This is a genomic window from Streptomyces violens (assembly GCF_000717745.1).
Taxonomy (GTDB): Bacteria; Actinomycetota; Actinomycetes; order Streptomycetales; family Streptomycetaceae; genus Streptomyces; species Streptomyces violens.
In genome coordinates this window covers 251755-276245 of the sequence record NZ_JOBH01000004.1, presented here as the reverse complement: position 1 = coordinate 276245, position 24491 = coordinate 251755, and the positions used below count along the sequence as shown (strand labels likewise).

Here is a 24491-nt window from a genome sequence, read left to right as displayed (position 1 = left end):
CAGGCTTCAGGGCATGAGCACTTCTTCCCCCTCGTTCGCGGAAGCCCTGGCCCGCGGCCCTGTCGTACTCGACGGCGGCCTGTCCAACCAGCTGGAGTCGGCCGGGCACGACCTCAGCGACGAGCTGTGGTCGGCCCGGCTGCTTGCCGAGCAGCCGGACGCGATCACCGCCGCGCACCGTGCGTACTACGAAGCGGGCGCCCAGGTCGCCATCACGTCCAGCTACCAGGCCACCTTCGAGGGCTTCGCGCACCGCGGCGTCGGCCGGGAGGAGGCGGCCGGGCTACTGCGGCGCAGCGTGGAGCTGGCCCGTGAGGCCGCCGGGCTCGCCATGAAGGGCGGCGTGCCGGGGCCGCTGTACGTCGCTGCCTCCGCCGGCCCGTACGGCGCGATGCTCGCGGACGGCTCCGAGTACCGCGGCCGCTACGGCCTGAGCGTCGCCGAGCTGGAGCGGTTCCACCGGCCGCGGCTGGAGGTGCTGGCCGCGGCGGAACCCGATGTGTTCGCGCTGGAGACGGTGCCGGACGCCGACGAGGGGCAGGCCCTGGTGCGCGCGGTGCGCGGCCTCGGAGTGCCGGCGTGGCTGTCGTACAGCATCGAGGGCGGCCGGACACGGGCCGGGCAGCCGCTCGCGGAGGCGTTCGCGCTCGCCGCCGAGGCGGAGGAGATCGTGGCCGTCGGGGTCAACTGCTGTGTACCGGAGGACGCGGACGCGGCGGTGGAGCTGGCGGCGCGGGTGACCGGCAAGCCGGTGGTGGTCTATCCGAACAGCGGTGAGGAGTGGGACGCACAGGCGCGTGCATGGCGCGGGCGGGCGACGTTCACTCCGGAGCGCGTGACGGCGTGGACGGCGCACGGCGCACGCCTCATCGGTGGCTGCTGCCGCGTGGGCCCCGACTCCGTCTCCGCCCTCGCCGGTCTCGTCTCGCCCTGACGCCCCCTCTGATGTGCTGCGGCCCCGCCCGTACGTGGCGGGGCCGTTTCGTGCGTGTGACGGATCAAGGTCGTTATGCAGACGCAACCCCCACGGCGGAGACAGCGGACACGGCCGGTGGCAGGATTCAGCCCAACTCGCCGTCGGCAGGTCACTGTTGATCTTCAAAATTCCCCTGGAGGACCGGTGTCAGCTCGCTCGTCGCTGCCTGTCATAGCCGTCGTCGCGGCCGTCGCCCTGGCGGCCGGCTGCACCAGCACGAAGTCCGAGGGGAAGCAGGGTTCCGGATTGCAGCTGGTGTCCAAGGGGACGCTCAAGACCTGCACGCACCTGCCGTATCCGCCCTTCCAGGTGAAGAAGGGCGACAAAATCGTTGGATTCGACGTGGACCTCGTCGACCTGATCGCCAAGGACCTGAAGGTCCAGCAGGAGATCGTCAACACGCCCTTCGAAGGCATCGAGACGGGCCAGGACTTCAATATTCGCAAGTGCGACCTGGCCGCCGCGGGCATGACCATCACGCCGGAGCGCAAGAAGGTCATGGACTTCTCCGACCCGTACTTCAACGCCACTCAGGCGCTGATCACGAAGAAGGGCAAGCCCTACAAGAAGGTCGAGGACCTCAAGGGCCGCAAGCTCGGCTACCAGAAGGCCACCACCGGCGGCATCCACGCCAAGAAGCACGCGGGCAAGGACGTCGACCTCGTGGAGTACGAGGACCTCGGTCTGCTGCTGACCGCCGTGAAGACCGGCAAGGTGGACGCCGGCATCAACGACAACGGTGTGCTGCTCGACTACGTCAAGTCCAACCCCGACACCGAGGTCACCGCGGAGTTCGACACGGGGGAGCAGTACGGCATCGGCGTGGCCAAGGGCAACGACGCGCTGCGCAAGCAGATCAACGCCTCTCTGAAGAAGGCCAAGGCCGACGGCAGCTACGACAGGATCTACAAGAAGTGGTTCGGCACCACGCCGCAGAGCTGACCCGCGCCGTCCACCCCTGAGGAGCTCTGCACGTATGTCGCTGTCCAAACGGCAACGGACCCGGGTGATCCGTGGGTCGCAGTACGCCCTGCTGGCCGCCATCGTGGCCGTCGTCGCGCTGGTCGCCGACTGGGGGCAGCTGCGGCGGGCGTTCTTCGATGTCGGCATCGCACGCGAACTGTTCCCCGGCATCCTCGCCACCGCACTGGTCAACACGGTCCTCTACACGCTGCTCGGCTTCGGGTTCGGGCTGGTACTCGGGCTGATCCTGGCGCTGATGCGGCTCTCGTCCGTGCCCCCGTACCGCTGGATCGCCGTCACGTACATCGAGTTCTTCCGCGGTGTGCCCGCCCTTCTGGTCTTCATCGCGCTCGGCTTCGGTGTGCCGCTCGCCTTCGAAGTGGCGCTGGACCAGTACGTCACCGTGATGCTCTCCCTGGGCCTCGTCGGCGCCGCCTACATGGCGGAGACCATCAGGGCGGGCATCCTGGCGGTGCCCAAGGGGCAGACGGAGGCGGCGCGTTCGCTGGGCATGTCGCACGGTCGGGCGATGGTCTCCATCGTCATCCCACAGGCGTTCCGCATCGTCCTGCCGCCGCTGACCAACGAGCTGATCCTGCTGACCAAGGACTCCTCGCTGGTGTACCTGCTGGGGCTCTCGCTCGGCCAGTACGAGCTGGCCAACTTCGGCCGGGACGCGCTCAACGAGTACAAGAGCCTGACACCGATCCTGGTCGCGGGCCTGCTCTACCTCGTGATCACCCTCCCGCTCGGGCACCTCGTCCGGCGGCTCGAGGCCCGAACGGCGAAGGCCAGGTGACCCGCATGGCAACGGACAAGGTATCGGCCCCGTACTCCCGGGCCATCGAGGTCTCCGGCCTCCACAAGTCCTTCGGAGCGCTCGAGGTGCTCAAGGGCATCGACTTCTCGGTCGGCCGCGGCGAGGTGGTGTGCGTCATCGGGCCGTCCGGCTCGGGGAAGTCGACGCTGCTGCGCTGTGTGAACCTCCTGGAGGAGCCGACCGCGGGGAAGGTCACCGTGGCCGGTACGGAGGTCACCCACCCGGACGTGGACATCGACCGGGTACGGCGCCGGATCGGCATGGTGTTCCAGTCCTTCAACCTCTTCCCGCACCTGACCGCGCTGGAGAACCTGACAATCGCCCAGCGACGGGTGCTCCGCAGGGACAAGACAGGAGCCGACAAGGTCGCCCGGGCGAACCTGGCGCGGGTGGGCCTGAGCGACAAGGAGGACTCGTACCCGGCGCAGCTCTCCGGAGGGCAGCAGCAGCGGGTCGCCATCGCACGCGCGCTCTCCATGGAGCCGGAACTGATGCTCTTCGATGAGCCGACTTCCGCACTCGACCCCGAACTGGTGGGCGATGTGCTCGCGGTGATGCGCTCGCTGGCGGACGAGGGCATGACGATGCTCGTCGTCACCCATGAGATGAGCTTCGCACGGGAGGTCGCGGACCGGGTGGTCTTCATGGACGGCGGAGTGATCGTCGAAGAGGGCTCCCCGGAGCGGGTCGTGGGTGACCCGCAGCACGAGCGCACCCGGACCTTCCTGGCGCGGGTACTGGACCCAGCGGCGGCGGAGGTGGGCGAGGTCCCCGACACGGGGCCGAGCGGCAAACGCGTCGACCGGTGAGAACGCGGTGCGGGCCGGGCGGTGACGTCGGGCCCGCAACGGGGCATGGTGAGCGGTGATCGGTTTTCCCCGAGCCTCAGGAGCCCGCCGGTGTTCGTCGACATGCCCCTCGAAGACCTGCGCACCTACCGTCCCGAACGGCCCGAGCCGGCCGGCTTCGACGCCTTCTGGCAGCGCACCCTCAAAGAGGCGCGTGCCTGCCCGCTCGACGCCCGCTTCACCCCGGTGGACGTGGGCCTGGACCTGCTGGACACCTACGACGTGGAGTTCTCCGGCTTCGGCGGGCACCGTATCCGCGGCTGGTTCCTGCTGCCGCGCGGCGCGGGGCGGCCGCTGCCGTGCGTCGTGCGGTACCTCGGCTACGGGGGCGGGCGCAGCCTGCCGCACGACTGGCTGCTCTGGCCGGCCGCCGGGTACGCCACATTCGTGATGGACCCGCGCGGCCAGACCGGGCCCAACAGGCCCGGTGACACCCCCGACCCGGTCGGCTCCGCCAACCCGTCCGTCGGCGGCATGATGACGCGCGGCGTCCTGGACCCCGACGAGTTCTACTTCCGCCGGCTCTACACGGACGCCGTACGGGCCGTGGAGGCCGCCCGTGAGCACGCCGGGGTGGACCCGGACCGCATCGTCGTGGAGGGCAACAGCCAGGGCGGTGCGCAGGCGCTGGCGGTGGCGGGACTGGTGCCGGGGCTCGCGGCCGCGCTCATCCGGGTGCCGTTCATGGCGCACATCCGGCGCGCCGTCGAGGTGGCCGAGGCCGGCCCGTACACCGAGCTCGCCGCCTACTTCGCCGGGGAGCGGCTGCACATCGATGCCGCGCTGGACACCCTGGACCACTTCGACGGGCTGACCTTCGCCGCCCGCGCCGAGGCCCCCGCCCTCTTCGGTACGGGCCTGGCGGACACCATCACGCCGGCCTCCACCGGCTTCGCCGCGTACCACCACTACGCGGGACCGAAGGACCTACGGGTGTGGCGGTTCAACGGTCACGAGGGTGGCGGGGTGCACCATCAGGCGGACGAGGTCATGTTCGTGCGTGAACTTTTCGCGTGACGGTGTGTCAGCCGGACGCCTGCTTGAATGCCGGGCACATGAGTGAGGAGTGGTGATGGGCGCGTGGGGAGCGGGGCCGCTCGTGGTCGGCGTGGACAGTTCCACGCAGTCCACGAAGGTGTTGGTCGTGGACGCGGCAACCGGAGAGGTGGCGGCACGCGGCCAGGCGCCGCACACCGTCTCCGCCGGGCCCGGCAAGGAGAGCGACCCCGAGGAGTGGTGGGAGGCGCTGGAGCGGGCGCTGGCGGCCTGTGGTGACGCCGTCCTGCAGGCGTCCGCGGTCTCCGTGGCGGGCCAGCAGCACGGTCTGGTCACCCTGGACGCGGCAGGGCGTCCGGTGCGCCCTGCGCTGCTGTGGAACGACGTACGGTCCGCACCGCAGAGCCGCCGCCTCATCGAGGAGCTGGGCGGCCCCGAGGCGTGGGCCGAGCGGGCGGGCAGTCTGCCCGGGCCGTCGTTCACGGTGGCCAAGTGGGCGTGGCTGCGGGCCCAGGAGCCGGCGGCGGCACGGGCGACCGCAGCGGTGCGGCTGCCGCACGACTACGTGACCGAGCGGCTGACGGGCGAGGCCGTCACCGACCGGGGCGACGCCTCGGGGACGGGCTGGTGGTCCTCGGCCACGGAGTCCTACGACGCGGAGGTCCTCGGGCACGTGGGGCTGCGTACGGAGATGCTGCCGCGGGTGGCGCGCCCCGGAGAGGCGGCCGGGACCGTGCGCCCCGAAGGGCTGCCGCTGCCCCATGGGGCGCTGGTCGCGGCCGGTACGGGGGACAACATGGCAGCGGCCCTGGGGCTGGGTCTGCGCCCGGGGCGCCCGGTCATCAGCCTCGGCACCTCGGGGACGGTGTACGCGGTGACCACCCGGCGCCCGGCCGACCCCACGGGCACGGTCGCGGGTTTCGCGGACGCGCGCGGCGACTGGCTGCCGCTGGCCTGCACCCTGAACTGCACGCTCGCGGTGGACCGGATGGCGGCGCTGCTCGGCCGGGACCGGGAGGCGGTGGAGCCGGGCGGCTCGGCGGTGGTGCTGCCGTTCCTGGACGGCGAGCGCACGCCGAACCTCCCCGGTGCCACGGGCCTGCTCCACGGGCTGCGGCACGACACCACGGGCGGGCAGGTGCTGCAGGCCGCCTATGACGGCGCGGTGTTCGCGCTGTTGCGGGCGCTGGACCTCGTGGCGGGGCCGGAGACGGCGGCGGACGAGCCGCTGCTGCTGATCGGCGGCGGGGCGCGCGGGCGGGCCTGGCGGGACACCGTACGGCGGCTGTCCGGGCGGGCCGTCATCGTGCCGCGGGAAGGGGAACTGGTGGCGCTGGGCGCCGCGGCGCAGGCGGCGGGGCTGCTGCTGGGCGAGGACCCGGCGGCGGTGGCGCGGCGCTGGGGTACGGACCGGGGCGAGCGTTACGAGGCGGTGGAGCGGGACGCTGCGGCGTGGGAGCGGCTGACCGGGACGCTCACGGCGGCGGGCCCGCTCTTCGGAGCTTGAGGCTCCCCTGGAGGGCGCCGGACGCGCCGTCGTGCGCTCCGCGCGGCATTCATCCGGACCGTGCGTTCCCTGCGCCCGAGAGATAGCTGTTCCGCTGAGCCTATCCACTCAATTCCCTTTCTACGCCACTCATTTGAGGGATTGTGCGGATAAAATCAGTGCGACTACCTTCTCTGTTCGGCGGATAGGCCGATTTCAACTTCTTCCAGAGATGGGTGGGGCAGCTGTGACGGTTCCGGAAGAAACTCTCTCCGACACCGGAGGCGAAAGCCAAAATTCGAACCTGACCAGTCTGGCCACGACTGCGGCGCGCAATCTTGCGACCACCACCAAGACGCAGCCGCAGATGCAGAACATCACCTCCCGGTGGCTGCTGCGCCTGCTGCCCTGGGTGCAGGTGTCCGGCGGCACGTACCGGGTGAACCGCCGCCTGACGTACAGCGTCGGCGACGGTCACATCGACTTCGCCGCGGACGGCGCCGAGCTGCGCGTCATCCCCGACGAGCTGCGCGAACTGCCCGCGCTGCGGGACTTCACCGACACGGAGGTCCTCAGCGCGCTCGCCGAGCGCTTCGAAACCCAGGAGTACGCGGCGGGCGAGGTGATCGCCGAGGCGGGCGCGCAGGCCGACCGCGTCGTGCTGATCGGGCACGGCAGGGTGGACCGGATCGGCACGGGCAAGTACGGCGACGAGACCACGCTCGGCGCGCTGGCCGGCGGCGACCACCTCGGCGACAAGGCGCTGACCACGCCGGACGCGACCTGGGAGTTCACCTACCGCGCCGTGACCCGGGTCACGGTACTGACGCTCGCCGTGAGCGCGATCGGTGAGATCACGGGCCGCTCGGAAGCGTTGCGTGCCCATCTGGAGGCGGCGCGGTCCGGCACCCCGGCACCGCACAACGAGAGCGGCGAGGCGGCCATAGAGATCGCCTCCGGACACCACGGCGAGCCGGCCCTCGGCAGCACGTTCGTGGACTACGAGCTGACGCCCCGGGAGTACGAACTGAGCGTCGCGCAGACCGTACTGCGCACCCACACCCGCGTCGGCGACCTTTACAACGACCCGATGAACCAGGTCGAGGAGCAGCTGCGGCTGACCATCGAGGCGCTGCGCGAGCGGCAAGAGCACGAGATGATCAACAACCGCGAGTTCGGCCTGCTGCACAACGCCGACCCGCGCCAGCGCATCCCCACCCGCAGCGGCCCGCCCACCCCCGACGACATGGACGCACTGCTCTCCACCGTATGGAAGGAGCCGTCCTTCCTGCTGGCCCATCCGAAGGCCATCGCGGCTTTCGGGCGGGAGTGCAGCAAGCGTGGCCTGTATCCGACGGCCGTGGACTTCAACGGACACTCCCTGCCGTCCTGGCGCGGCGTGCCCATCTTCCCCTCCGGCAAGATCCCGGTCAGCAAGGAGGGCACCAGCTCGTTCCTCGTGATGCGCACCGGCGAGGAACGCCAGGGCGTCGTCGGGCTGCACCAGACCGGAATTCCCGATGAATACCAGCCAGGCCTGTCCGTCCGATTCATGGGCGTCGACGACAAGGCCGTCCTGAACTACCTCGTGAGCGCCTACTACTCCGCGGCCGTCCTGGTCCCGGACGCACTCGGAATTCTCGACGACGTGGCAATCGGCCACTGAACCCCGAATTCAAGCCATGCCCGCGACAATTCAAGCCGCGGCGTGACGCACATCACCAAGGGACCGCGCCGAATAGTGCCCGACCCCGTCGGTCGGGCCTTCGGCCGCACGTTTCACACCGGCACAGGAATAGGTGAGCATCTCCATGACCACTTCGCTCGACCCGACGTCCGGCCTCGGCGACTCCGCGAACGACCAGGCCCGGTCGAGCCTCGCCACGGCGGCGGCACGGAATCTGGCAACCACCACGAAGACCGTGCCGCAGATGCAGGGGATCTCCTCCCGCTGGCTGCTGCGCGTCCTGCCCTGGACGGAGGTCTCCGGCGGCACGTACCGGGTGAACCGCCGGCTCACCCACACCCTCGGCGACGGCCGGGTGGAGTTCACCAGCACCGGCAGCGAGGTCCGCGTCATCCCCGTCGAGCTGCGCGAACTGGCGCCGCTGCGCGGGCTGACCGACCAGGCGGCGCTGGAGGGGCTGGCCGGCCGTTTCGAGCAGCGCGACTTCGCCCCCGGTGACGTGCTCATCGAGCGCGGCACGCCCACGGACCAGGTGGTGCTGATCGCGCACGGCAAGCTGGAGCGCGTGGGCGAGGGCAAGTACGGCGACGACACCGTCCTCGGGGTGCTCGCCGACGGCGACCACACGGGTGCCACGGCGCTGCTCTCCGGGGAGGGCACCTGGGAGCACACCGTCCGCGCCGTCACCCGGGGCACAGCGCTGGTGCTGCCCCGCTCCGCCTACGAAGAGGTGGCCGGCCGGTCCGAGGCGCTGCGCAGCCACATCGAGCAGTTCCGTGCCGCGCTGGTCCCCGCGCAGAACAAGCACGGCGAGGCCGCCATCGAGGTGGCGTCCGGCCACGTCGGCGAGCCGCAGCTGCCGGGCACGTACGTGGACTACGAGCTGGCGCCGCGGGAGTACGAACTGAGCGTCGCGCAGACCGTACTGAAGATCCACAGCCGGGTCGCCGACCTCTACAACGACCCGATGAACCAGCTGGACCAGCAGCTGCGGCTGACGGTCGAGGCGCTGCGCGAGCGGCAAGAGCACGAGATGGTCAACAACAAGGAGTTCGGCCTGCTGCACAACGCCGATCTCAAGCAGCGCATCCACACCCGTTCCGGCCCGCCCACCCCGGACGACCTGGACGAGCTGATCTCGCGCCGCCGCAAGACCCAGGTCCTGCTGGCGCACCCGCGCACCATCGCGGCCATCGGCCGGGAGTGGAACGCCCGTGGCATCTACCCCACGGGCGTGGAGTTCGGCGGCCAGGAGGTCCGCGCCTGGCGCGGCATTCCGCTGCTGCCCTGCAACAAGATCCCGATCAACCCCGACCAGACCAGCTCGATCATCGCCATGCGTCTGGGCCAGGACAACCAGGGCGTGGTGGGCCTGCACCAGACGGGCATCCCGGACGAGTACCAGCCCGGCCTGTCGGTGCGCTTCATGGGCATCAATGAGCAGGCGATCATCAAGTACCTGGTCAGCGCGTACTTCTCGGCCGCCGTGCTGGTGCCGGACGCGCTGGGCGTCCTGGAGGACGTCGAGATCGGGCACTGAGGGGCCCGCCGGTCCCTGCGGAAGGGGGTTCGCCGCAGGGACCGGTCCCCGCGTCCAGAGCGTGACGGCGATGGCTGCTGCGGCGGCCATCGCCGTGTCCGTGCGGGAGCGGGCCGCACAACTGCGGTGAACGGGGCAACTGCGGTGAGTGGGGCGGGAGTACCGGCCGGAAGATTTTCCGCCGTTCTTGGTCGAGCCGTGAGCGGACCGGGCAGAACGTGGGCAGAGGCCGTGCGGTTCCGGACGATGAGGGACCGCATGCGTATGTCCTCGTGCCACGGCCCGCGGGCCGTGGCAGGTTCGCGAGCGTCCCCCTCCCCCCATGAACACCGGCAGGAGATCGCATGCAGCACGACATCCCCCAGCCGTCCCGGCGCCGCCTGCTGACCGGCGCCGCGGCGGCGGCCGCCGCCCTCATCCCCCTCGGCTCCGGCCTGGCGCAGGCCGCCCCCCACCGCTCCCGCGCCGCCGCCTACCCGGACGTCCACTGGACCCCGGCCGCTCCCGCCAACTACACCGCGGCGAACCGCCCGGCACAGTACGGCATCGACATGGTGATCATCCATGTCACGCAGGAGACGTACGCCGACACGGTCAAGATCTTCCAGAACCCGAAGAGGCAGGTCTCCGCGCACTACTGTGTGCGCTCGGCCGACGGGTACATCGGCCAGTTCGTCCGCGAGGACGACGTCGCCTGGCACGCGGGCAACTGGAACTACAACACCCGCAGCATCGGCATCGAGCACGAGGGCTGGGTGGACCAGCCCAAGTGGTTCACGGACGTCATGTACGAGCAGTCCGCGCAGCTCACAGCCGCAATCTGCGCGCGGTACGGCATACCGAGAGACCGTAAGCACATCATCGGACACGTTGAGGTGCCCGGGTCCGACCACACGGACCCGGGCCGTTTCTGGGACTGGCCGCGCTACATGTCGCTGGTGAAGGCCGCCTCCTGACGTCCTGACGTTTCTGGCGGCCACCGCCCGGGCGATGCCTCCCCGGAACGGCGGCCGCCACCGGAGCGGCGCATCCCGGTGCCACGGCGCTTCTGCGCGGGTGCGCGCCCCGCCAGTGGTGTACTTCGTTGGCCCAAGGATTCATTGGCCAAGGAACAGTCGGCGTGACAGCTGGGGTGATCGTGAGGCAGCGATTCGGTCGTGTCCGCGCGGCACTGACGGTTCTGCTGGCGGCCGGTGCACTGGCCGGCGGAGGCGCGGCGGGCGGCGGAAGCGCCGCCGTCTCGGCGGACGTGCTGCGTACGGGCCGGGCGGCCCCGGCGGCGTCCGGGGTGACGTACACCCAGTTCTCGATGGCGGTGGCGCGCGGCATCGCACGCGGTCATCTGCTGACGGTGGACCTGGCGAGACCGGACGTCTCGGTCGACCTGCTGTACGCGGGCGCGGTCGGCGCCCGGAAGGCGGTGTCCGAGATGGCCGGCACGCAGGACGCGGTGGCCGGCGTCAACGGCGACTTCTTCAACATAACGGAGGGTCAGCACCCGGGTGTCGAGCCGACGGGCGCGTCCAGCGGGCCCGCGATCGCTGCCGGGCGGCCGCTGAAGTCGGCGGTGCCGGACGGGCAGCGGTTCGGGCCCGCCTTACCGCCCGGCACGACGGCCGAGGACGTCCTCGCGGTGGGCCCGGACCGGCGGGCCCGGCTGGACCGGCTGTCGCTGCGCGGCTCGGTGGCCACGCCGGACGGCCGGCTACCGCTGCGGGGGCTGAACCTGTACGCGCTGCCGGTGGACGGCATCGGCGCGTACACCCCGGAGTGGGGCACCACTTCACGGGTGCGCGCCACCTGTGGCACGGACACCGACCGTGCGGCGCCGTGCAGCAAGGACACCACCGAGGTCACGGTGCGCGGCGGCCGGGTCGAGAAGATCGCGGACGTACCGGGGCGCGGCGGCGTGCCCGAGGGCTCGACGGTACTGGTCGGGCGCGAGGAGGGCGCGCGGCAGCTGCGCAAGCTGTCGGTGGGCGAGCGGGTGCGTGTCACGGACCGGCTGGTGGGGCAGCGGCCGGGCCCCGCGCGGTTCGCGGTGGGCGGCTTCCCGGTCCTGCGGGACGGGGCGCCGCTGCCGGGCCTGGACACCGTCGCGTCAGCGGTCCGTACCGCGGCGGGCGTCGGCGGGGACGGCCGGGTGCTGTACCTGCTCGCGCTGGACGGCAAGAAGGGGAACGCCGGGCTGACGATCGGCGAACTGGCCGGGCTGATGACGCGGATCGGCGCCCGGGACGCGGTGAACCTGGACGGCGGCGGGTCCTCGACGCTGGTCCTGCGCGAGCCGGGGAGCGGCGCGGCGACCGTGCGCAACCACCCTTCGGGCGGCGCGGAGCGACCGGTACCGAACGGGATCGGGGTCTTCGCGCAGCGGCTCTGAGGGGACCTCATTCAGGGCCGCACGCTGCTGACCAGGTCGGCGGCGCCGGAGAGGCCGTTGCTGATGTCGGGGGCGAGGCTGCTGCCGGCGAGGAAGAAGCCGAGGAGCACGCACACGAGGGCGTGCGAGAGCTTCAGCTGTCCGCTGCGCATAAAGACGACGGCCAGCACGACGAGCAGCAGGACGACTGAGATCGAAATAGCCATGGCGAACCTCCCTCGGTGGCCCGAACGGGCCATCAACGGCGCCAGTTTGGCGTATTTCGCGGTCTTCACCCGGCCGTCAGGCGTCCTCCGAAAGGGTGATCACTGCAGGTCACCGGACGGCTGCCCGGGGCCGCGAGGACGCGTGCTGCGCCAGCGCCTCCCACCGCACCGTACGGTCGCACCATCGTTCGAGCAGTACCCGGTCGTGGCCGACGGCGAGCAGACCGGCGCCGGACTCCGCGCGGTACTCCTCCACCACCGCGACCAGCGCGGCCGTCGTCGAGGCGTCGAGCATCGCGGTCATCTCGTCGCAGATCAGCCAGCGCGGCCGCAGCACCAGCGCGCGGGCGAGGCAGGCGCGCTGCAGCTGGCCGTCGCTGACCTCGTGCGGGCGGCGGCCGAGCAGTTCGGGGCCGAGGCCGACGCGCGGCACCAGCTCAGCGAGCCGTTCCGCCGCCTCGCCGCGACGGCCGGCCGCGCGCAGCGGCTCGGCGATCAGGTCGGCGAGCCGCAGCCGGGGGTCGGCGGCGAGCCGGGGCTGCTGGAAGACGACGCCGAAGGCGGTGCGCAGCTCGCGCGGGGCGCGGTGCCGCCAGCCGGGCGCGGCCCGTCCGTCCACGACGACGCTCCCCCGGTCGGGGCGGTGCAGCAGGGCCGCCACCTTGGCGAGCGTGGACTTGCCGCAGCCGCTGGGGCCGAGCAGCCCGACCGCTTCACCGGGTGCGACGCTCAGAGATACGCCGCGCACGACGGGCCGTGCGCGGTCGTATCCGGCGGTGATGTCCATGAGGTCAAGCATCGGCGGCCTCTCCAGTGGCCAGGGCGCCTACCGGTACGTGGTGGCAGGCCACCCCGTCGACCGGCTCGGGCACGACGTCGCACGCGGCCGTCGCGTGCGGACAGCGGACGGCGAAAGCGCAGCCTTCGGGGAGCGCGCCCAGCTCGGGAGGCTGGCCGGGGATGGGCGTGAAGGCGCGTTCGGGGAGTGCGTTGAGCAGACCGCGCGCATACGGGTGCTGCGGGCCCGGCGTACCGAAGAAGTCCGCCGCGTCGGCTAGTTCGACGATGCGGCCCGCGTACATGACGGCGACCCGGTCGGCGATCCGCTCGGCCGCCGCGAGGTCGTGCGTGATCATCAGCAGCGCGCGTCCGTCGTCCGCGTGCCGCCGCAGCTCGTCCACCGTACGGTCCACCAGGTCGCGGTCCAGCCCGGTGGTCGGCTCGTCGGCGATCAGCAGCGGCGCCTCGCCGACCAGCGCGAGCGCGGTCGCCGCGCGCTGGGCGAGGCCCCCGGAGAGCTGGTGCGGGTACCGGTCGAGGTGGTCGGCGGGGAAGGCCGCGCGCTCGGCTGCCCCCTCTGCAGCCGAGCGCAGTTCGTGGCGGGGGACGTCCGTCAGTTCGCGGACGGTCTCCTCCAGTTGGGCCCGTACGGTGCGTACGGGTGTGAGGTGCGCGGCGGGGCTCTGCGGGACCAGCCCGGCCCGCCGGCCGCGCACACTGCGCGCGAGCTCCCCCTCTGTGGCGGTGAGCAGCTCTACGGAGGGCAGCGGCGCGCCATCGGGCGCCGTTCCCGCGAGCCGTGCCGAGCCGGCCGTCCGCGCGTTGCCGGGCAGCAGGCCGAGCAGCGCGGAGGCCAGTACGGACTTGCCGCAGCCGCTCTCCCCGACCAGAGCCAGGCACTCGCCGGGCGCGAGGGCGAAGGACGCGTCGGTGACGGCGGCGACGTGCCGACCACCGCGCATCCGAAAGCGTACGGAGAGTCCTTGCACGGACAGCACGGGAGGCGCTTCTGCGGTGCTCACAGCATCAGCTCCGATCGGCGGCGCGGGTCGAGCCGTTCCCGCCAGGCGCCCGCGAGACCGGCGACGGCGAGGGTGGGCACGATGATGAACAGGCCGGGGAAGAGCGTGGGCCACCAGTCGCCCGCCAGCAGGGAGCTGCGCGCGGAGTTGACCATGATGCCCAGGCTCGCTTCGTGGGCGGGCAGGCCGAGGCCCAGGAAGGACAGCGCGGACTCGTGCCAGATGGCGTGCGGCACCATCAGGACGGCGGCGAGGCCGGCCCGTGGCAGCACGCCGGGCAGCAGGTGCCGTACGGCCACCCGCCACCGCGAGGCGCCCCCGGAGACCGCGGCGTCGACGAACGGGCGGCCGCGCAGCGAGAGCACTTCGGCCCGCACGATGCGCGCGGTGGACAGCCAGTGGGTGAGCCCCACCGAGATGATCACCGGCCAGACGCCGGGCCGGAACATCGCCACGATGAAGATGCCCAGCAGCAGGTGCGGCACGGACGAGAAGAGGTCCACGACCCGCATCACGGCCCGGTCCGCCCAGCCGCCGAGCGCGCCCGCCAGTGCGCCGACCGCGGTGCCGATGACCGTGGCGGTGAGCGCGGCGACCACACCGACCAGGAGGGAGACGCGCAGCCCGTAGACGCAGCGCAGCAACAGGTCCCGGCCGACCTCGTCGGTCCCGAAGGGGTGTGCCAGGGAAGGTGCTTGCAACTTGGCGGCGAGGTCGACGGCCTGCGCGTCCATCGGGACGAGCGGCGGCACAAGAAGGACGGCGAGGAGTACGGCGGCCATGATGACGGCCGAAGCGCCCACCCTCAGGGAGCGGTGGTCCCGGCCCCCATGGGACCGCGCGGGGTGCCAGGTGAGGTCAGCCATCGAACGCCACCCTCGGGTCGGCGAGTCCGTACAGCAGGTCGGAGAGCAGGTTCCCGGCCAGCACCGCGGCCGTGGCCAGTACGGTCAGCGCCGCCAGCAGCGGGAAGTCGACGCTGGTGGCGGCCTGGACGGTGGCCGCCGCGATGCCGGGCCAGCTGAAGACGGTCTCCACCAGCAGCGCGCCGGTGATCAGTTCGGGCACCCGGGAGCCGATCAGGGTGAGCACCGGCAGCAGGCCGCTGCGCAGCGCGTGCTGCAGCAGGACGGTGCGCTCGCGCAGGCCCCGGGAGCGCGCGCCGCGCACCGGGTCCTCGGCGAGCGCGTCCCCGACGCCCTGGCGTACGTACAGCACGAACCACGGGAGCTGCGAGACGGCCAGCACGAGGGCAGGCAGGACCACATGGCGGGCGACCTGACCGGCGGTGGCGGTGCCGCTCCCGGTGTCGGTGAGGCCGCCGGCCGGCAGCATCCCGAACTTCAGCGCGCACAGCCAGATGGCGAGCAGGCCGAGCCAGAAGGGCGGCGCGGCCTCCAGTGCGTACGCGGCGCCCGTCACCGTACGGTCGAGCAGACCGCCGCGCCTACGGGCGGCGAGGACGCCCAGCACGGTGCCGAGCAACACGGCGAGCACGAAGGCGAGCGCGCACAACAGGACGGACCAGCCGATGCGTTCGCCGATGACCTGGGAGACCGGGGCGCGCAACGAGGCGGAGTCGCCGAGGTCGCCGGTGAGGGCGCCGGTCAGCCAGTCCCACCAACGGGTGATCAGGGGCTGGTCGACGCCGAGGTTGTGGCGGATCTGGTCGAGGTTCTCCTGCGACGCGGTCAGGCCGGCGGTCCCCGCGTACGCCTTGACCGGGTCGAAGGGCGAGGCCGCCGCGATGGCGAACACCCCGAAGGTGACGGCGAGGAGGACCGGGACGGCGAGCAGGGCCCGCCGTCCGGTCATCCGCGCCATCGGCCCCCAGGGCAGGGACTTCAGGATGCTCACTTCTTGGGCTGCCAGTCCTCGACGTTCCACCAGGGGCCGGAGGCCAGGCCGTGGTCGTGCGGCTCGACCTGAGTGGTCAGGCCCTGCTCCCCCGGGACCTGCCACGCGTCGTTCACCACGTACAGGTGGTCGATGTGGGTCAGGAAGATGTACGCGGGGTCCTTCTGCAGCTCGCGCTGGACGGTGTCGTACCCGGCCTTGCGGCGGTCGTGGTCGTCGGTGCGGCGCGCGTCGACGAGCGCCCGGTCGATCTTGTCGTTCCGGTACCGGGACATGTTGTTGAAGCCGTCGCCCGCGAGCGAGGAGTGCAGCAGCAGGTACTGGTCGAAGTCGGGGTCGGCGGGGCTGCCGCCGCCCGCGAGCACCGCGTCGTGCTTCATCCGCGGTTCGATGACCTCCCACGTACCGGACTCGACCTTGGCCTCGATGCCGGCCTTCTTGGCGTCGGAGGCGAAGGCGAGGGCGTGCTCCTGGCGGAGCTTGTCACCGGAGAGGTACCAGAGGGTGAACGAGGCGCGCTGCTTCCCCTTCGTGCGGATGCCGTCGGCGCCCTTCTTCCAGCCCGCGTCCTCGAGGATGCGCTCGGCCTTCTTCAGGTCGTGCGCGCGCTCGGTCCCCTTGGCGAACCACGGGCTGTCGGTGGGCACGGGCCCGTAGGCGGGCTTGCCCGCGCCGTTCAGGATGCCCTTGACCATCGCCTCACGGTCGACTGCGAGGTCCAGGGCGCGGCGCACGGCCTTGGCGCCGGTGACCGGATTCGCGGTGGGCAGCGTGACGTTGCGGTAGTCGAAGGTCTTCGCCGTGTATGTCTTCTTGTCCTGCGCGGACTTGAAGGTGGCGGCGAGGTTGGGCGGCAGGATCGCGCCGTCGAGGTCACCGGAGCGCAGCCGGGTGGCGCGCACGTCGTCGTCCTTGATGATCGCCATGGTGAACTTCTTCACCTTCGGCGCGCCGCCCCAGTAGTGCGGGTTGGCCTTGAAGGTGAGCTTCTCGCCCTTGGACCAGTGGGTGAGGACGTACGGGCCCGTGCCGACCGGGTGGGTGGTGAAGGAACCGTTGTTCACGTTCTGCTTGCCGGCGACGTGCTGCGGGGCGATCGGCAGGACGGTGCGCTCGGCGAACGGCGCATACGGGTACTTGAGGTGGAAGACGACCGTGCGGTCGTCCTTCTTCTCGACGCTGTCGATCGCGTCGAGCTCGGCCTTGGAGGCGTTGTTGGTCTTCTCGTCGAGGATGGTCCGATAGGTGAAGACCACGTCATCGGCCGTGAAGGGTTTGCCGTCGCTGAACTCCACGCCCTTGCGCAGCGTGTAGGTATACGTCCGGCCGTCGTCCGAAACCTCGGGGAGCTTCTCGGCGAGCGCGGGCTTGAGCCGCATCCGGGCGTCGTGGGTGAGCAGCCCGTCGAAGATCTTGGAGTTGCCGTCCTTGCCGTAGCCCAGCAGCGGGCTGAGGCTGTCCGGCTCGTAGGCGATGCCGACCACGGCGGAGTCCTGCGCGCCCGCGGCGCCCTTGCCGTCGGACGGCGTGGAGCAGGCCGCGGCACCGAGGGCCAGCGTCGTCGCCAGGGCCGTCGCGGCCGCTCCTCGTATCGACCGGGCGGACATGCACCACTCTCCTTGCTTCAGCCGTCTCACGCCGCCTCATGCCGAGGCAAAGCTTTTGCGAACGGCTTGCAATTAAACAACATGTAAGAGAGTGCGGACAGACGCGGTCCTTACTCGGACGCGACCCTTACCGGTTGCGGGGCGGGCGGTCAGTCGCCGAAGCCGCCGCCGAATCCCCCGCCGTCGCCGCCCCCGAAGCCCCCGCCACCACCGAAGCCGCCACCGAAGTCGCCGCTGCTGAAGTCGCCGCCCGAGTAGTCCCCGCCACCGCCGTCCCCGTGGTACGCGCCGTCGCCCCACCCGTAGGCGGCCGGGCCCATCATCGAGGAGCCGAGCATCGTGCCGAGGAACAGGCCCGGGAGCAGCCCGCCGCCGAGCATCCCGTAGTAGCCACCGGCCCAGGGCCCGTATACGGGGCCCGCGTCCCAGTACGGGCGGTCCTCGCCGTACGGGGTGCGCACCGTGCGGGCCATCGGTTCCTGGCCGTCCGCCAGCCGCGCCTGATCGGCCGCGCACACCGGGACGGTGCGCTCCGCGCCTCCGGGTGGCGCCCACTGCGCGTCGGCCACGGACGGGCCGTGCCGCGGGTCGAAGAAGCACGGCGGGCGGCGCTCCGGAAGCGGGCGGCCCTCCCGCCGGGCCGCGAGCGTGGCCAGCGCGAACCGGCCGTCCTCCAGCGTCTCCGTCACCTTCCGCACGTCCTGGGGGTGCCGCGCCTGCCCCATTGTCTGTTTGGCGTTCTCGTACGCGTCCAGGGCGTGCGCGTAGTCGGCGCGCATCGCGTCATCGGCGCCCGGCTCGCCGGGCCGGAAATCCAGCCGGTCCAGCTCCTCGCCGTAAGCGGTGATGTCCTCGTCGACCACCACCCGCAGCGCGTCCAGCGCGGCCTGCTCCTCGGCCTCACGGCGGCGCTTGGTGCGCCGGTGGACGGTGTACGCGCCACCCGCCCCGAGGACCACGAGCGCCCCGAGCCCGACCAGCGCGCCGCTGCTGACCCCGTCCCCGCCCGTGCCCTGCCAGGAGTCCGGTGTGCCCTTCCCGACCTGCTTCTCGGCCTGCGCGACAAAGTCCTTCAGCTGCGCGGTCGCGTCCCCTGGGTGCGCACGCTGGGCGGCACCCACAAGGTGGCGCACCGACTCGCGGGACATCACGTTCCCGTCGGCCCGGGCGTCGAAGCGGTCGCCGAGCTGCACCGCGTACACACCCTGGACGCCGACCCGGGTGCGCAGGTCCTCGAAGAGCGTCGCGCGCGGGTAGTCGGAGTTCGCGGGGAGCACGGCCACGAAGACCGGCTTCCCGGCCTGCTCGATGTCGCTCGCCAGCGCGTCCGCCTGCCCGTCCGGCAGCTGTCCCGCAGCCCGTGGGTCGACGTACACGGGCCCCTTGGAGAGCGCGTCGGCCGCCGCGTCCAGTCCCCCGTCGGCGCGCGCCGCGGAGGCGACGACGGACCCCGTCGGTGCCCCGTACGCGGCCGCCCCGGAAGCCGCGACGGGCGCCACCGCAAGCAGCAGCGCCGCACCGGCGGCCGGCAGGGCCGGCACCGACGGGAACGCGGGTCGTCGGGGTGCGACCTTCATACGTACGACGCTACCCGAACTTCACTTTTCCGACATGCCCAGTGGAACGGTTCAGCCATCGAGCGCGAGGCCGTTCTTTGCCGCCTCGATCGACTCCTCGGGGGCGGGCCCGGACGGGTTCTCCGTGGCGAGCGCCTGATTACGGGCGACAAAGGGGCGCAGCCGCGCGTCGTAGCGGCCGAACGCGGCCCGGTGGTCCTCGGGCGTGCGGCCCAGCTCGGCGGCAAGCACGTAGGCACCCACCAGGGCCAGGCTCGTGCCCTGCCCGGACAGCGGGGAGGGGCAGTAGCCGGCGTCCCCGACGAGCGCCACCCGGCCGGCGGTCCAGCGGTCCAGGTGGATCTGCGCCATCGCGTCGAAGTAGAAGTCGGGCGCCTCCCGCATCGCCGCCAGCAGTTTCGGCGTCTCCCAGCCCAGGTGACCCAGCCGTTCCTGGAGCAGCGCCTTCTGGTGCTCGGTGTCCCGGTGGTCGTACGTGAAGGGCTCGGACGAGAAGCCGAGCGTGGCCCTGAGCTCGCTGTTGCCGCGCGCCGGGTAGACGACGTAACTCGCGCCGCCGTCCTGGAGCCACACCTGCCAGTCGTCGAGCTCCAGGAAGTTGCCGGTACTGAACACACCCACGTAGGCCCCGAGGTGCCGGAGGAATTCCGGCTCGGCACCGAAGGCCAGCCGGCGCACCGTGGAGTGCAGGCCGTCCGCGCCCACGACGAGGTCGAAGCTGCGGGCCGGGGCACGCTCGAAACCGACGCGTACGCCGTCGGCCGCCTCCTGAAGGGTGGCGATCGAGTCGCCGAAGAGGTACTCGATGCCGTCGCGCGCCTGCTCGTACAGCAGCGCGGTGAGGTCGTCGCGGAGCAGTTCGATGTCGTCGCTGTCGAGCCGGCCGCTGCTGAAGGTCTGCTCGGTGGAGCGCCACACCTCCTCCCCCGTGGCGTCCAGCATCGACATGCCCCGCATCCGGGTGCGCAGCCGGCGCGCGTCCGGGAGCACGCCCATCCGGTCGAGGACGTCCAGCGCGACACCACGGACGTCGATCGCCTGCCCTCCCGGACGCAGCCCCGGAGCACGCTCGACCACGGTCGGTTCGTAGCCCTGGTGGCGCAGCCAGTAGGCGGTGGCGAGGCCGGCGATGCCCGCCCCTGAGACGAGCACGGTCCTGCTCCTCATTGAGTCCCCCTGATGCAGTACGTACGGTGTACGCGCTGAATGTACGCCGTACGCGCCAGCTGGGGAAGCGGCTCACAGCGACTGATTTACCCGCTTGCTCTAGGACAGAGAGGCACTGAAGAACCGTCCTTCCTGCTAACCTCTGTACTAGTACAGCTGAGAAAGGGGGCGGAATGGCTGCGGAAAATGTTCCGCCGTATCTGCGCATCGCCTCCGAGATCCGGCGGCGTATCGAGGACGGCGAGCTGGTCGCCGGTGACCGGGTGCCGTCGACCCGGCGGATCGCGGAGGAGTGGCACGTCGCCCTGGCGACGGCCACGAAGGCGCTGACCGCGCTGCGGCAGGACGGCCTGGTGGAGGCCCGGCCGCGGGTCGGCACGGTGGTGGCGCCGTCCCGGCGTCCCCCGGGCACGGCTCACGGCTCCCGTGCCGCGACCCCGTCCGACCATGAACTGACCCGCGCCCGCATCGTGCGCACGGCCGTCGAGATGGCCGACGTGGAAGGGCTGGCGGCCCTGTCGATGCGCGGCGTCGCGGCCCGTCTGGGGGCCGCGGCGATGTCTCCCTACCGGTACGTGAACGGCAAGGACGAGCTGGTCCTGCTGATGGCGGACAGCGTTCTCGGTGAGATCGCGTACCCGGCGGAGCCGCCCGCGTGCCGTCGGACGCGGCTGGAGACGGGCGCCAGGGCCCTCTGGGCGGTGCACCGCGCCCATCCCTGGCTGGCGCAGCTCGCCCCGCTCACGCGCCCGCTGGCGCTGCCGAACCTGATGGCCTACTCGGAGTGGATGCTCGCGGGCCTCGACGACCTCGGGCTCGACGGGAACGCCATGCTGGACATCAATGTGCTGCTGTACAGCCACGTCCAGGGGCTCGCCGTCCACCTCGAACGGGAGGCGCACGCGGAAAGCGTGACGGGCCTCTCCCAGGAGCAGTGGATGGGGGAACAGGAAGCGGCCTTCGGGGCGATCGCCGCTTCGGGGCGGTACCCGACGTTCGCCCGGCTCCTGGAGTCCTTCGGCGCCGACGGTTACGACCTGGACCTCGACGCGCTCTTCGAGAGCGGCCTCCAGGCCCTGCTCGACGGCCTGGTCGCGCCCCGCCTTCGCTGACGTACGGATGCCGGCCGACGGCTCCCACAGCCGTCGGCCGGCATCCAGTGTGCGCGCCGCGCCTACGGGGCCGTGAGGTCCACCAGCTCGGCGAGGGACGCGCGGTGGCGGCCGGGAGCGCCGAGGGCGATCTCGTCGCTCTTGGCGCGCTTCAGGAAGACGTGGACCGGGTGTTCCCACGTCATGCCGATGCCACCGTGCAGCTGGAGGCATTCCTGTGCCGCGCGGACCGCGACCGGGGCGCAGTACGCCTGGGCGACGGCCACCGCCACCGGGGCGTCCGCGCTGTCGGTGGCCAGCGCGTCCGCCGCGTTGCGCGCCGCCGCCCGCGCCGACACCACCTCCAGCCAGAGCGCGGCCATCCGGTGCTTGAGCGCCTGGAAGGAGCCGACCGGGCGGCCGAACTGGTGGCGCTGCTTGGTGTACTCGACGAGCTCGGTCAGGCACCACTCGGCGATGCCGAGCTGTTCGGAGGCGAGCAGCCCGGCACCCATGAGCAGGGCCTTCCGTACGGCCGCGCCGGCCCGGTCGGGGCCGGCCAGCCGGCGGCCCGCCGCGCCGTCGAAGGTGACGCGGGCGAGCGGCCGGGTGAGGTCCAGCGGGGTGACCGTCTCGATGTGCAGCCCCGGCGCATCGGTGTCCACGGCGTACAGCTCGATGCCGTCCGCCGCGCGCACCGGTACGAGCAGCACGTCGGCGGCTGCCGCGTCGGCGACCGAGGCGACCGTGCCGAGCAGCGCGCCGTCGGCGCCGGCCCGTACGGGCGGCTCCAGCGGCCCTGCGGGCGCGGTCGGCAGCGGGAGCGTGAGTACGCCGATCCGCTCGCCGGCGGCCAGCGCGGCGAGCAGCCGTGCCACGTCGTCCTGGCCGGTGTCGCAGCCCATCAGGGCGGTGACCGCCAGCACGGCGCTCGTCAGGTACGGCACGGGCGTCACGGCCCGGCCCAGCTCCTCCAGGACGACGGCCGCCTCCCGGGGGCCCGCACCCTGCCCGCCGAGCTTCTCGGGGACCAGCAGCCCGGCCGCCCCGATGTCGGCGGCGAGCGAGCGCCAGAGGGCGGCGTCGTGCGTGCGGCCCGACTCCAGCTCGGCGAGGACCGCGGCCGGACCGCCGCGGTCGGTCAGCAGGGACCGTACTGCGGCGCGCAGGTCGTCCTCGGGCTCGGAGTAGAGCAGGTCCGGGCCCTCGGGCAGCTCGGACGCCGTGGCGTCCGCCAGAGTCTGCTGGTCGGTCATCGGGGCAGGTCCTTCCACGCGACGTCCTTGTCGGTGCGCGGCTCGGACGGCAGGCCGAGCACGCGTTCGGCGACGATGTTGAGGAGCACTTCGGAGGTGCCGCCCTCGATGCTGTTGCCCTTGGCGCGCAGATAGCGGTAGCCCGCCTCGCGCCCGATGAAGCTCAGTACGTCGGAGCCGGTGTGCGTCCAGCTGTCGTAGGTGAGGCCGTCCTCGGCGAGGAACTCCACCTCCCAGCCGCTGATCTCCTGGGCGAGCCGCGCGAACGACAACTTCATGCCGCTGCCTTCGGGGCCGGGCTGGCCCTGGATGAGCTGCTGGCGCAGCCGTTCACCGGTGAGGCGGGCCACCTCGGCCTCCACCCAGAGGCGCAGCAGCCGTTGATGCAGGTCGTGGGTGCGCAGTTCGGGGCGCTCGCGCCAGTCGGCGGCGGCGACGCCGATCATGCCGCCTTCACGGGGGATGCGGTTGCCCCCGATGGCGACGCGTTCGTTCATGAGGGTGGTCTGCGCGACCTTCCAGCCCTCGCCGACCTCGCCGAGGCGGCGGCTGTCCGGAATCCGCACGCCGGTCAGGAAGACCTCGTTGAACTCCGCCTCGCCGGTGATCTGGCGCAGCGGCCGCACCTCGACACCGGGGTCGGTCATGTCGCAGAGGAAGTACGTGATGCCGCGGTGCTTGGGTGCGTCCGGGTCCGTACGGGCGATGAGAATCGCCCAGCGGGCCTTGTGCGCGCCGGAGGTCCACACCTTCTGGCCGTCCACGACCCAGCTGTCACCATCGCGCACGGCACGGGTGGCGAGCCCCGCGAGGTCGGACCCGGCGCCGGGCTCGCTGAAGAGCTGGCACCACACCTCCTCGCCGGTCCACAGGGGCGGCAGGAAGCGCTGCCGCTGCTCCTCGGTGCCGTAGCGCAGGATGGTGGGCGCCGCCATGCCCAGGCCGATGCCGATCCGTCCCGGGTCGTTGTCGGGCGCCCCGGCGGCCGCCAGCTCCTCGTCGACGACGGCCTGCAGGGCGCGGGGCGCGCCCAGGCCGCCGAGACCCTCGGGGAAGTGCACCCAGGCGAGCCCTGCGGCGAAGCGGGCACGCAGGAAGTCCAGGCGCTCCGTCGTGGCCGGCGGATGAGCGGCGAGCAGCTCGGCGGTGCGCCGACGCAGCTCCTCGGCGTCGACAGGGCGTGCGGTGGCTTCCGTGGTCATCGGGCACCCGCCTCTCCGGGGAGGACGGCCAGGCGTCCGGTGGTGACGCCGTCGGCGACCCGCTGCACCGCGTCGGCGGCGCCGTCCAGCGGTACCCGGTCGCCGATCAGCGGCTTGATGACGCCCTGCGCGGCGAGCTTGGTCAGCTCCTCGTGGCAGGCGCCGATGGCGGCCGGCTCCTTGGTGGCGTACAGGCCCCAATGGAGGCCGAGGATCGCGTAGTTCTTCACCAGCGCGTGGTTGAGCGCGGGGCTGGGGATCGTGCCGCTGGCGAAGCCGATGACGACGATGCGGCCCTCGAAGGCCACGCACTTGGCGGACTGGGCGTACGCGTCGCCGCCCACCGGGTCGTAGATCACGTCGGCGCCGCGGCCGCCGGTGGCGTCCTTCACGGCCTTGATGACGTCCTCGGCGCGCCGGTCGATGACCACGTCGCAGCCGAGTTCCCGGGCGACCGCGGCCTTCTCGGGGCCGCCGACGACCCCGATGACGCGGGCGCCGGCGGCCCGGCCGAGCTGGACGGCGGCGCTGCCGACGCCGCCCGCCGCCGCGTGCACCAGCAGCGTCTCGCCGGCCTGGAGGTGTGCGCGGCGGTGCAGCGCGAACCAGCCGGTCTGGTAGCCGATGTGCAGCGCGGCGGCCTCGGCGTCGTCCAGCGCATCCGGTGCCGGGAGGACGGACTTGGCGTCCACCACGGCCAGTTCGGCGAACCCGCCGTTCGGCAGCGGCGGCTGCGCCAGTACACGGGTGCCGACGGCGACGTCGGCACCCTCACCGGCGGCGAGCACCTCGCCGCAGATCTCCACGCCCGGCGTGAACGGCAGCGGCGGGCGTACCTGGTACTGGCCGCGGCAGAGCAGCGCGTCGGGGAAGTTGACGTTCGCGGCCTTCACCCGGAGGAGCAGCTGTCCCGGGCCCGGCTGTGGGTCCGGGACCTCGTCCAGCCGCATCACCTCGCGTGGCTCGCCGTTCGCGTGTACCCGCCATGCCTTCACTGAGCTTCCCCTCACGACGTGGGTGACCTCGA

Annotated in this window: 22 protein-coding genes; 11 read left to right on the top strand and 11 right to left on the bottom strand. The window is 72.1% G+C overall.

The window, feature by feature from the left end; all coding sequences use genetic code 11:
- Positions 1-13 precede the first annotated feature (13 nt).
- The 10 genes from mmuM (at position 14) to IF04_RS0109915 (ending at position 11699) form a co-directional block, all read left to right on the top strand.
- Positions 14-934 carry a homocysteine S-methyltransferase gene (gene mmuM / locus IF04_RS0109960; protein ID WP_030253666.1) on the top strand — a complete coding sequence of 307 codons (921 nt, stop codon included), beginning with the start codon at positions 14-16 and terminating at the stop codon, positions 932-934.
- A 186-nt stretch (positions 935-1120) separates the two neighbouring features.
- Positions 1121-1918: a basic amino acid ABC transporter substrate-binding protein gene (locus IF04_RS0109955; protein ID WP_030253663.1), complete on the top strand. Its 798-nt coding sequence runs from the start codon at positions 1121-1123 to the stop codon at positions 1916-1918.
- A gap of 34 nt (positions 1919-1952) precedes the next feature.
- Positions 1953-2738 carry an amino acid ABC transporter permease gene (locus IF04_RS0109950; protein ID WP_030253660.1) on the top strand — a complete coding sequence of 262 codons (786 nt, stop codon included), beginning with the start codon at positions 1953-1955 and terminating at the stop codon, positions 2736-2738.
- Between the two features lie 5 nt (positions 2739-2743).
- Positions 2744-3568, top strand: a complete 825-nt coding sequence (locus IF04_RS0109945) for an amino acid ABC transporter ATP-binding protein (RefSeq protein WP_030253658.1) — start codon at positions 2744-2746, stop codon at positions 3566-3568.
- Between the two features lie 90 nt (positions 3569-3658).
- Complete coding sequence (locus tag IF04_RS0109940; protein WP_030253656.1) at positions 3659-4624, top strand: acetylxylan esterase; 966 nt, start codon at positions 3659-3661, stop codon at positions 4622-4624.
- A 55-nt stretch (positions 4625-4679) separates the two neighbouring features.
- Positions 4680-6110, top strand: a complete 1431-nt coding sequence (gene xylB / locus IF04_RS0109935) for a xylulokinase (RefSeq protein WP_030253653.1) — start codon at positions 4680-4682, stop codon at positions 6108-6110.
- Between the two features lie 226 nt (positions 6111-6336).
- Entirely contained in the window at positions 6337-7755 is a 1419-nt protein-coding gene (locus IF04_RS0109930; protein WP_051830989.1) for a family 2B encapsulin nanocompartment shell protein, read from the top strand.
- A 145-nt stretch (positions 7756-7900) separates the two neighbouring features.
- The gene (locus tag IF04_RS0109925) at positions 7901-9316 is read left to right on the top strand and encodes a family 2B encapsulin nanocompartment shell protein (protein WP_030253649.1); all 1416 of its coding nucleotides are present in this window, start codon (positions 7901-7903) and stop codon (positions 9314-9316) included.
- 344 nt (positions 9317-9660) lie between these two features.
- The gene (locus IF04_RS0109920; RefSeq protein WP_030253646.1) at positions 9661-10272 is read left to right on the top strand and encodes an N-acetylmuramoyl-L-alanine amidase; all 612 of its coding nucleotides are present in this window, start codon (positions 9661-9663) and stop codon (positions 10270-10272) included.
- 164 nt (positions 10273-10436) lie between these two features.
- The gene (locus IF04_RS0109915; protein WP_425428377.1) at positions 10437-11699 is read left to right on the top strand and encodes a phosphodiester glycosidase family protein; all 1263 of its coding nucleotides are present in this window, start codon (positions 10437-10439) and stop codon (positions 11697-11699) included.
- A gap of 11 nt (positions 11700-11710) precedes the next feature.
- On the opposite strand, the gene IF04_RS0109910 is transcribed toward IF04_RS0109915, so the two are convergent.
- The 8 genes from IF04_RS0109910 to IF04_RS0109875 form a co-directional block, all read right to left on the bottom strand.
- The gene (locus IF04_RS0109910) at positions 11711-11905 is read right to left on the bottom strand and encodes a hypothetical protein (RefSeq protein ID WP_030253641.1); all 195 of its coding nucleotides are present in this window, start codon (positions 11903-11905) and stop codon (positions 11711-11713) included.
- 109 nt (positions 11906-12014) lie between these two features.
- Positions 12015-12704 carry an ABC transporter ATP-binding protein gene (locus tag IF04_RS0109905; protein ID WP_051830986.1) on the bottom strand — a complete coding sequence of 230 codons (690 nt, stop codon included), beginning with the start codon at positions 12702-12704 and terminating at the stop codon, positions 12015-12017.
- Positions 12697-13647 carry an ABC transporter ATP-binding protein gene (locus IF04_RS0109900; RefSeq protein ID WP_425428379.1) on the bottom strand — a complete coding sequence of 317 codons (951 nt, stop codon included), beginning with the start codon at positions 13645-13647 and terminating at the stop codon, positions 12697-12699. The genes IF04_RS0109905 and IF04_RS0109900 overlap by 8 nt, the downstream gene beginning before the upstream one ends.
- A gap of 56 nt (positions 13648-13703) precedes the next feature.
- The gene (locus IF04_RS0109895) at positions 13704-14573 is read right to left on the bottom strand and encodes an ABC transporter permease (RefSeq protein WP_030253634.1); all 870 of its coding nucleotides are present in this window, start codon (positions 14571-14573) and stop codon (positions 13704-13706) included.
- Positions 14566-15522: an ABC transporter permease gene (locus IF04_RS0109890; protein WP_245654363.1), complete on the bottom strand. Its 957-nt coding sequence runs from the start codon at positions 15520-15522 to the stop codon at positions 14566-14568. Before IF04_RS0109890 ends, IF04_RS0109895 begins: the two co-directional genes overlap by 8 nt.
- Before the next feature lie 38 nt (positions 15523-15560).
- On the bottom strand, positions 15561-17171 hold the full coding sequence (locus tag IF04_RS0109885) for an ABC transporter substrate-binding protein (RefSeq protein ID WP_030253628.1): 1611 nt from the start codon (positions 17169-17171) through the stop codon (positions 15561-15563).
- Between the two features lie 149 nt (positions 17172-17320).
- Positions 17321-18748 (bottom strand): hypothetical protein, encoded by a 1428-nt coding sequence (locus IF04_RS0109880; RefSeq protein ID WP_051830984.1) that lies wholly within the window; start codon positions 18746-18748, stop codon positions 17321-17323.
- Between the two features lie 51 nt (positions 18749-18799).
- Positions 18800-19915 carry an FAD-dependent monooxygenase gene (locus IF04_RS0109875; protein WP_030253623.1) on the bottom strand — a complete coding sequence of 372 codons (1116 nt, stop codon included), beginning with the start codon at positions 19913-19915 and terminating at the stop codon, positions 18800-18802.
- Positions 19916-20088: 173 nt separating this feature from the next.
- Between IF04_RS0109875 and IF04_RS0109870 the strand changes: the two genes are divergently transcribed.
- On the top strand, positions 20089-21027 hold the full coding sequence (locus IF04_RS0109870) for a TetR/AcrR family transcriptional regulator C-terminal domain-containing protein (RefSeq protein ID WP_030253620.1): 939 nt from the start codon (positions 20089-20091) through the stop codon (positions 21025-21027).
- Positions 21028-21089: 62 nt separating this feature from the next.
- Here the strand turns inward: IF04_RS0109870 and IF04_RS0109865 are convergent, their stop codons facing one another.
- From IF04_RS0109865 to IF04_RS0109855, 3 genes are read right to left on the bottom strand one after another with little or no spacing between them, the layout of a single operon-like run.
- Positions 21090-22262 (bottom strand): acyl-CoA dehydrogenase family protein, encoded by a 1173-nt coding sequence (locus IF04_RS0109865; protein ID WP_051830982.1) that lies wholly within the window; start codon positions 22260-22262, stop codon positions 21090-21092.
- The gene (locus tag IF04_RS0109860) at positions 22259-23464 is read right to left on the bottom strand and encodes an acyl-CoA dehydrogenase family protein (protein WP_030253616.1); all 1206 of its coding nucleotides are present in this window, start codon (positions 23462-23464) and stop codon (positions 22259-22261) included. The genes IF04_RS0109865 and IF04_RS0109860 overlap by 4 nt, the downstream gene beginning before the upstream one ends.
- The gene (locus IF04_RS0109855; protein WP_030253613.1) at positions 23461-24459 is read right to left on the bottom strand and encodes an NADPH:quinone oxidoreductase family protein; all 999 of its coding nucleotides are present in this window, start codon (positions 24457-24459) and stop codon (positions 23461-23463) included. The genes IF04_RS0109860 and IF04_RS0109855 overlap by 4 nt, the downstream gene beginning before the upstream one ends.
- Between the last annotated feature and the right edge of the window lie 32 nt (positions 24460-24491).

Coding starts and splice junctions, on each gene's coding strand:
- mmuM (WP_030253666.1), top strand. CDS start 14: ATGAGCACTTCTTCCCCCTCGTTCGCGGAAGCCCTGGCCCGCGGCCCT.
- IF04_RS0109950 (WP_030253660.1), top strand. CDS start 1,953: ATGTCGCTGTCCAAACGGCAACGGACCCGGGTGATCCGTGGGTCGCAG.
- IF04_RS0109945 (WP_030253658.1), top strand. CDS start 2,744: ATGGCAACGGACAAGGTATCGGCCCCGTACTCCCGGGCCATCGAGGTC.
- xylB (WP_030253653.1), top strand. CDS start 4,680: ATGGGCGCGTGGGGAGCGGGGCCGCTCGTGGTCGGCGTGGACAGTTCC.
- IF04_RS0109925 (WP_030253649.1), top strand. CDS start 7,901: ATGACCACTTCGCTCGACCCGACGTCCGGCCTCGGCGACTCCGCGAAC.
- IF04_RS0109920 (WP_030253646.1), top strand. CDS start 9,661: ATGCAGCACGACATCCCCCAGCCGTCCCGGCGCCGCCTGCTGACCGGC.
- IF04_RS0109910 (WP_030253641.1), bottom strand. CDS start 11,905: ATGGCTATTTCGATCTCAGTCGTCCTGCTGCTCGTCGTGCTGGCCGTC.
- IF04_RS0109905 (WP_051830986.1), bottom strand. CDS start 12,704: ATGCTTGACCTCATGGACATCACCGCCGGATACGACCGCGCACGGCCC.
- IF04_RS0109900 (WP_425428379.1), bottom strand. CDS start 13,647: ATGCGCGGTGGTCGGCACGTCGCCGCCGTCACCGACGCGTCCTTCGCC.
- IF04_RS0109895 (WP_030253634.1), bottom strand. CDS start 14,573: ATGGCTGACCTCACCTGGCACCCCGCGCGGTCCCATGGGGGCCGGGAC.
- IF04_RS0109890 (WP_245654363.1), bottom strand. CDS start 15,522: ATGACCGGACGGCGGGCCCTGCTCGCCGTCCCGGTCCTCCTCGCCGTC.
- IF04_RS0109885 (WP_030253628.1), bottom strand. CDS start 17,171: ATGTCCGCCCGGTCGATACGAGGAGCGGCCGCGACGGCCCTGGCGACG.
- IF04_RS0109880 (WP_051830984.1), bottom strand. CDS start 18,748: ATGAAGGTCGCACCCCGACGACCCGCGTTCCCGTCGGTGCCGGCCCTG.
- IF04_RS0109875 (WP_030253623.1), bottom strand. CDS start 19,915: ATGAGGAGCAGGACCGTGCTCGTCTCAGGGGCGGGCATCGCCGGCCTC.
- IF04_RS0109870 (WP_030253620.1), top strand. CDS start 20,089: ATGGCTGCGGAAAATGTTCCGCCGTATCTGCGCATCGCCTCCGAGATC.
- IF04_RS0109865 (WP_051830982.1), bottom strand. CDS start 22,262: ATGACCGACCAGCAGACTCTGGCGGACGCCACGGCGTCCGAGCTGCCC.
- IF04_RS0109860 (WP_030253616.1), bottom strand. CDS start 23,464: ATGACCACGGAAGCCACCGCACGCCCTGTCGACGCCGAGGAGCTGCGT.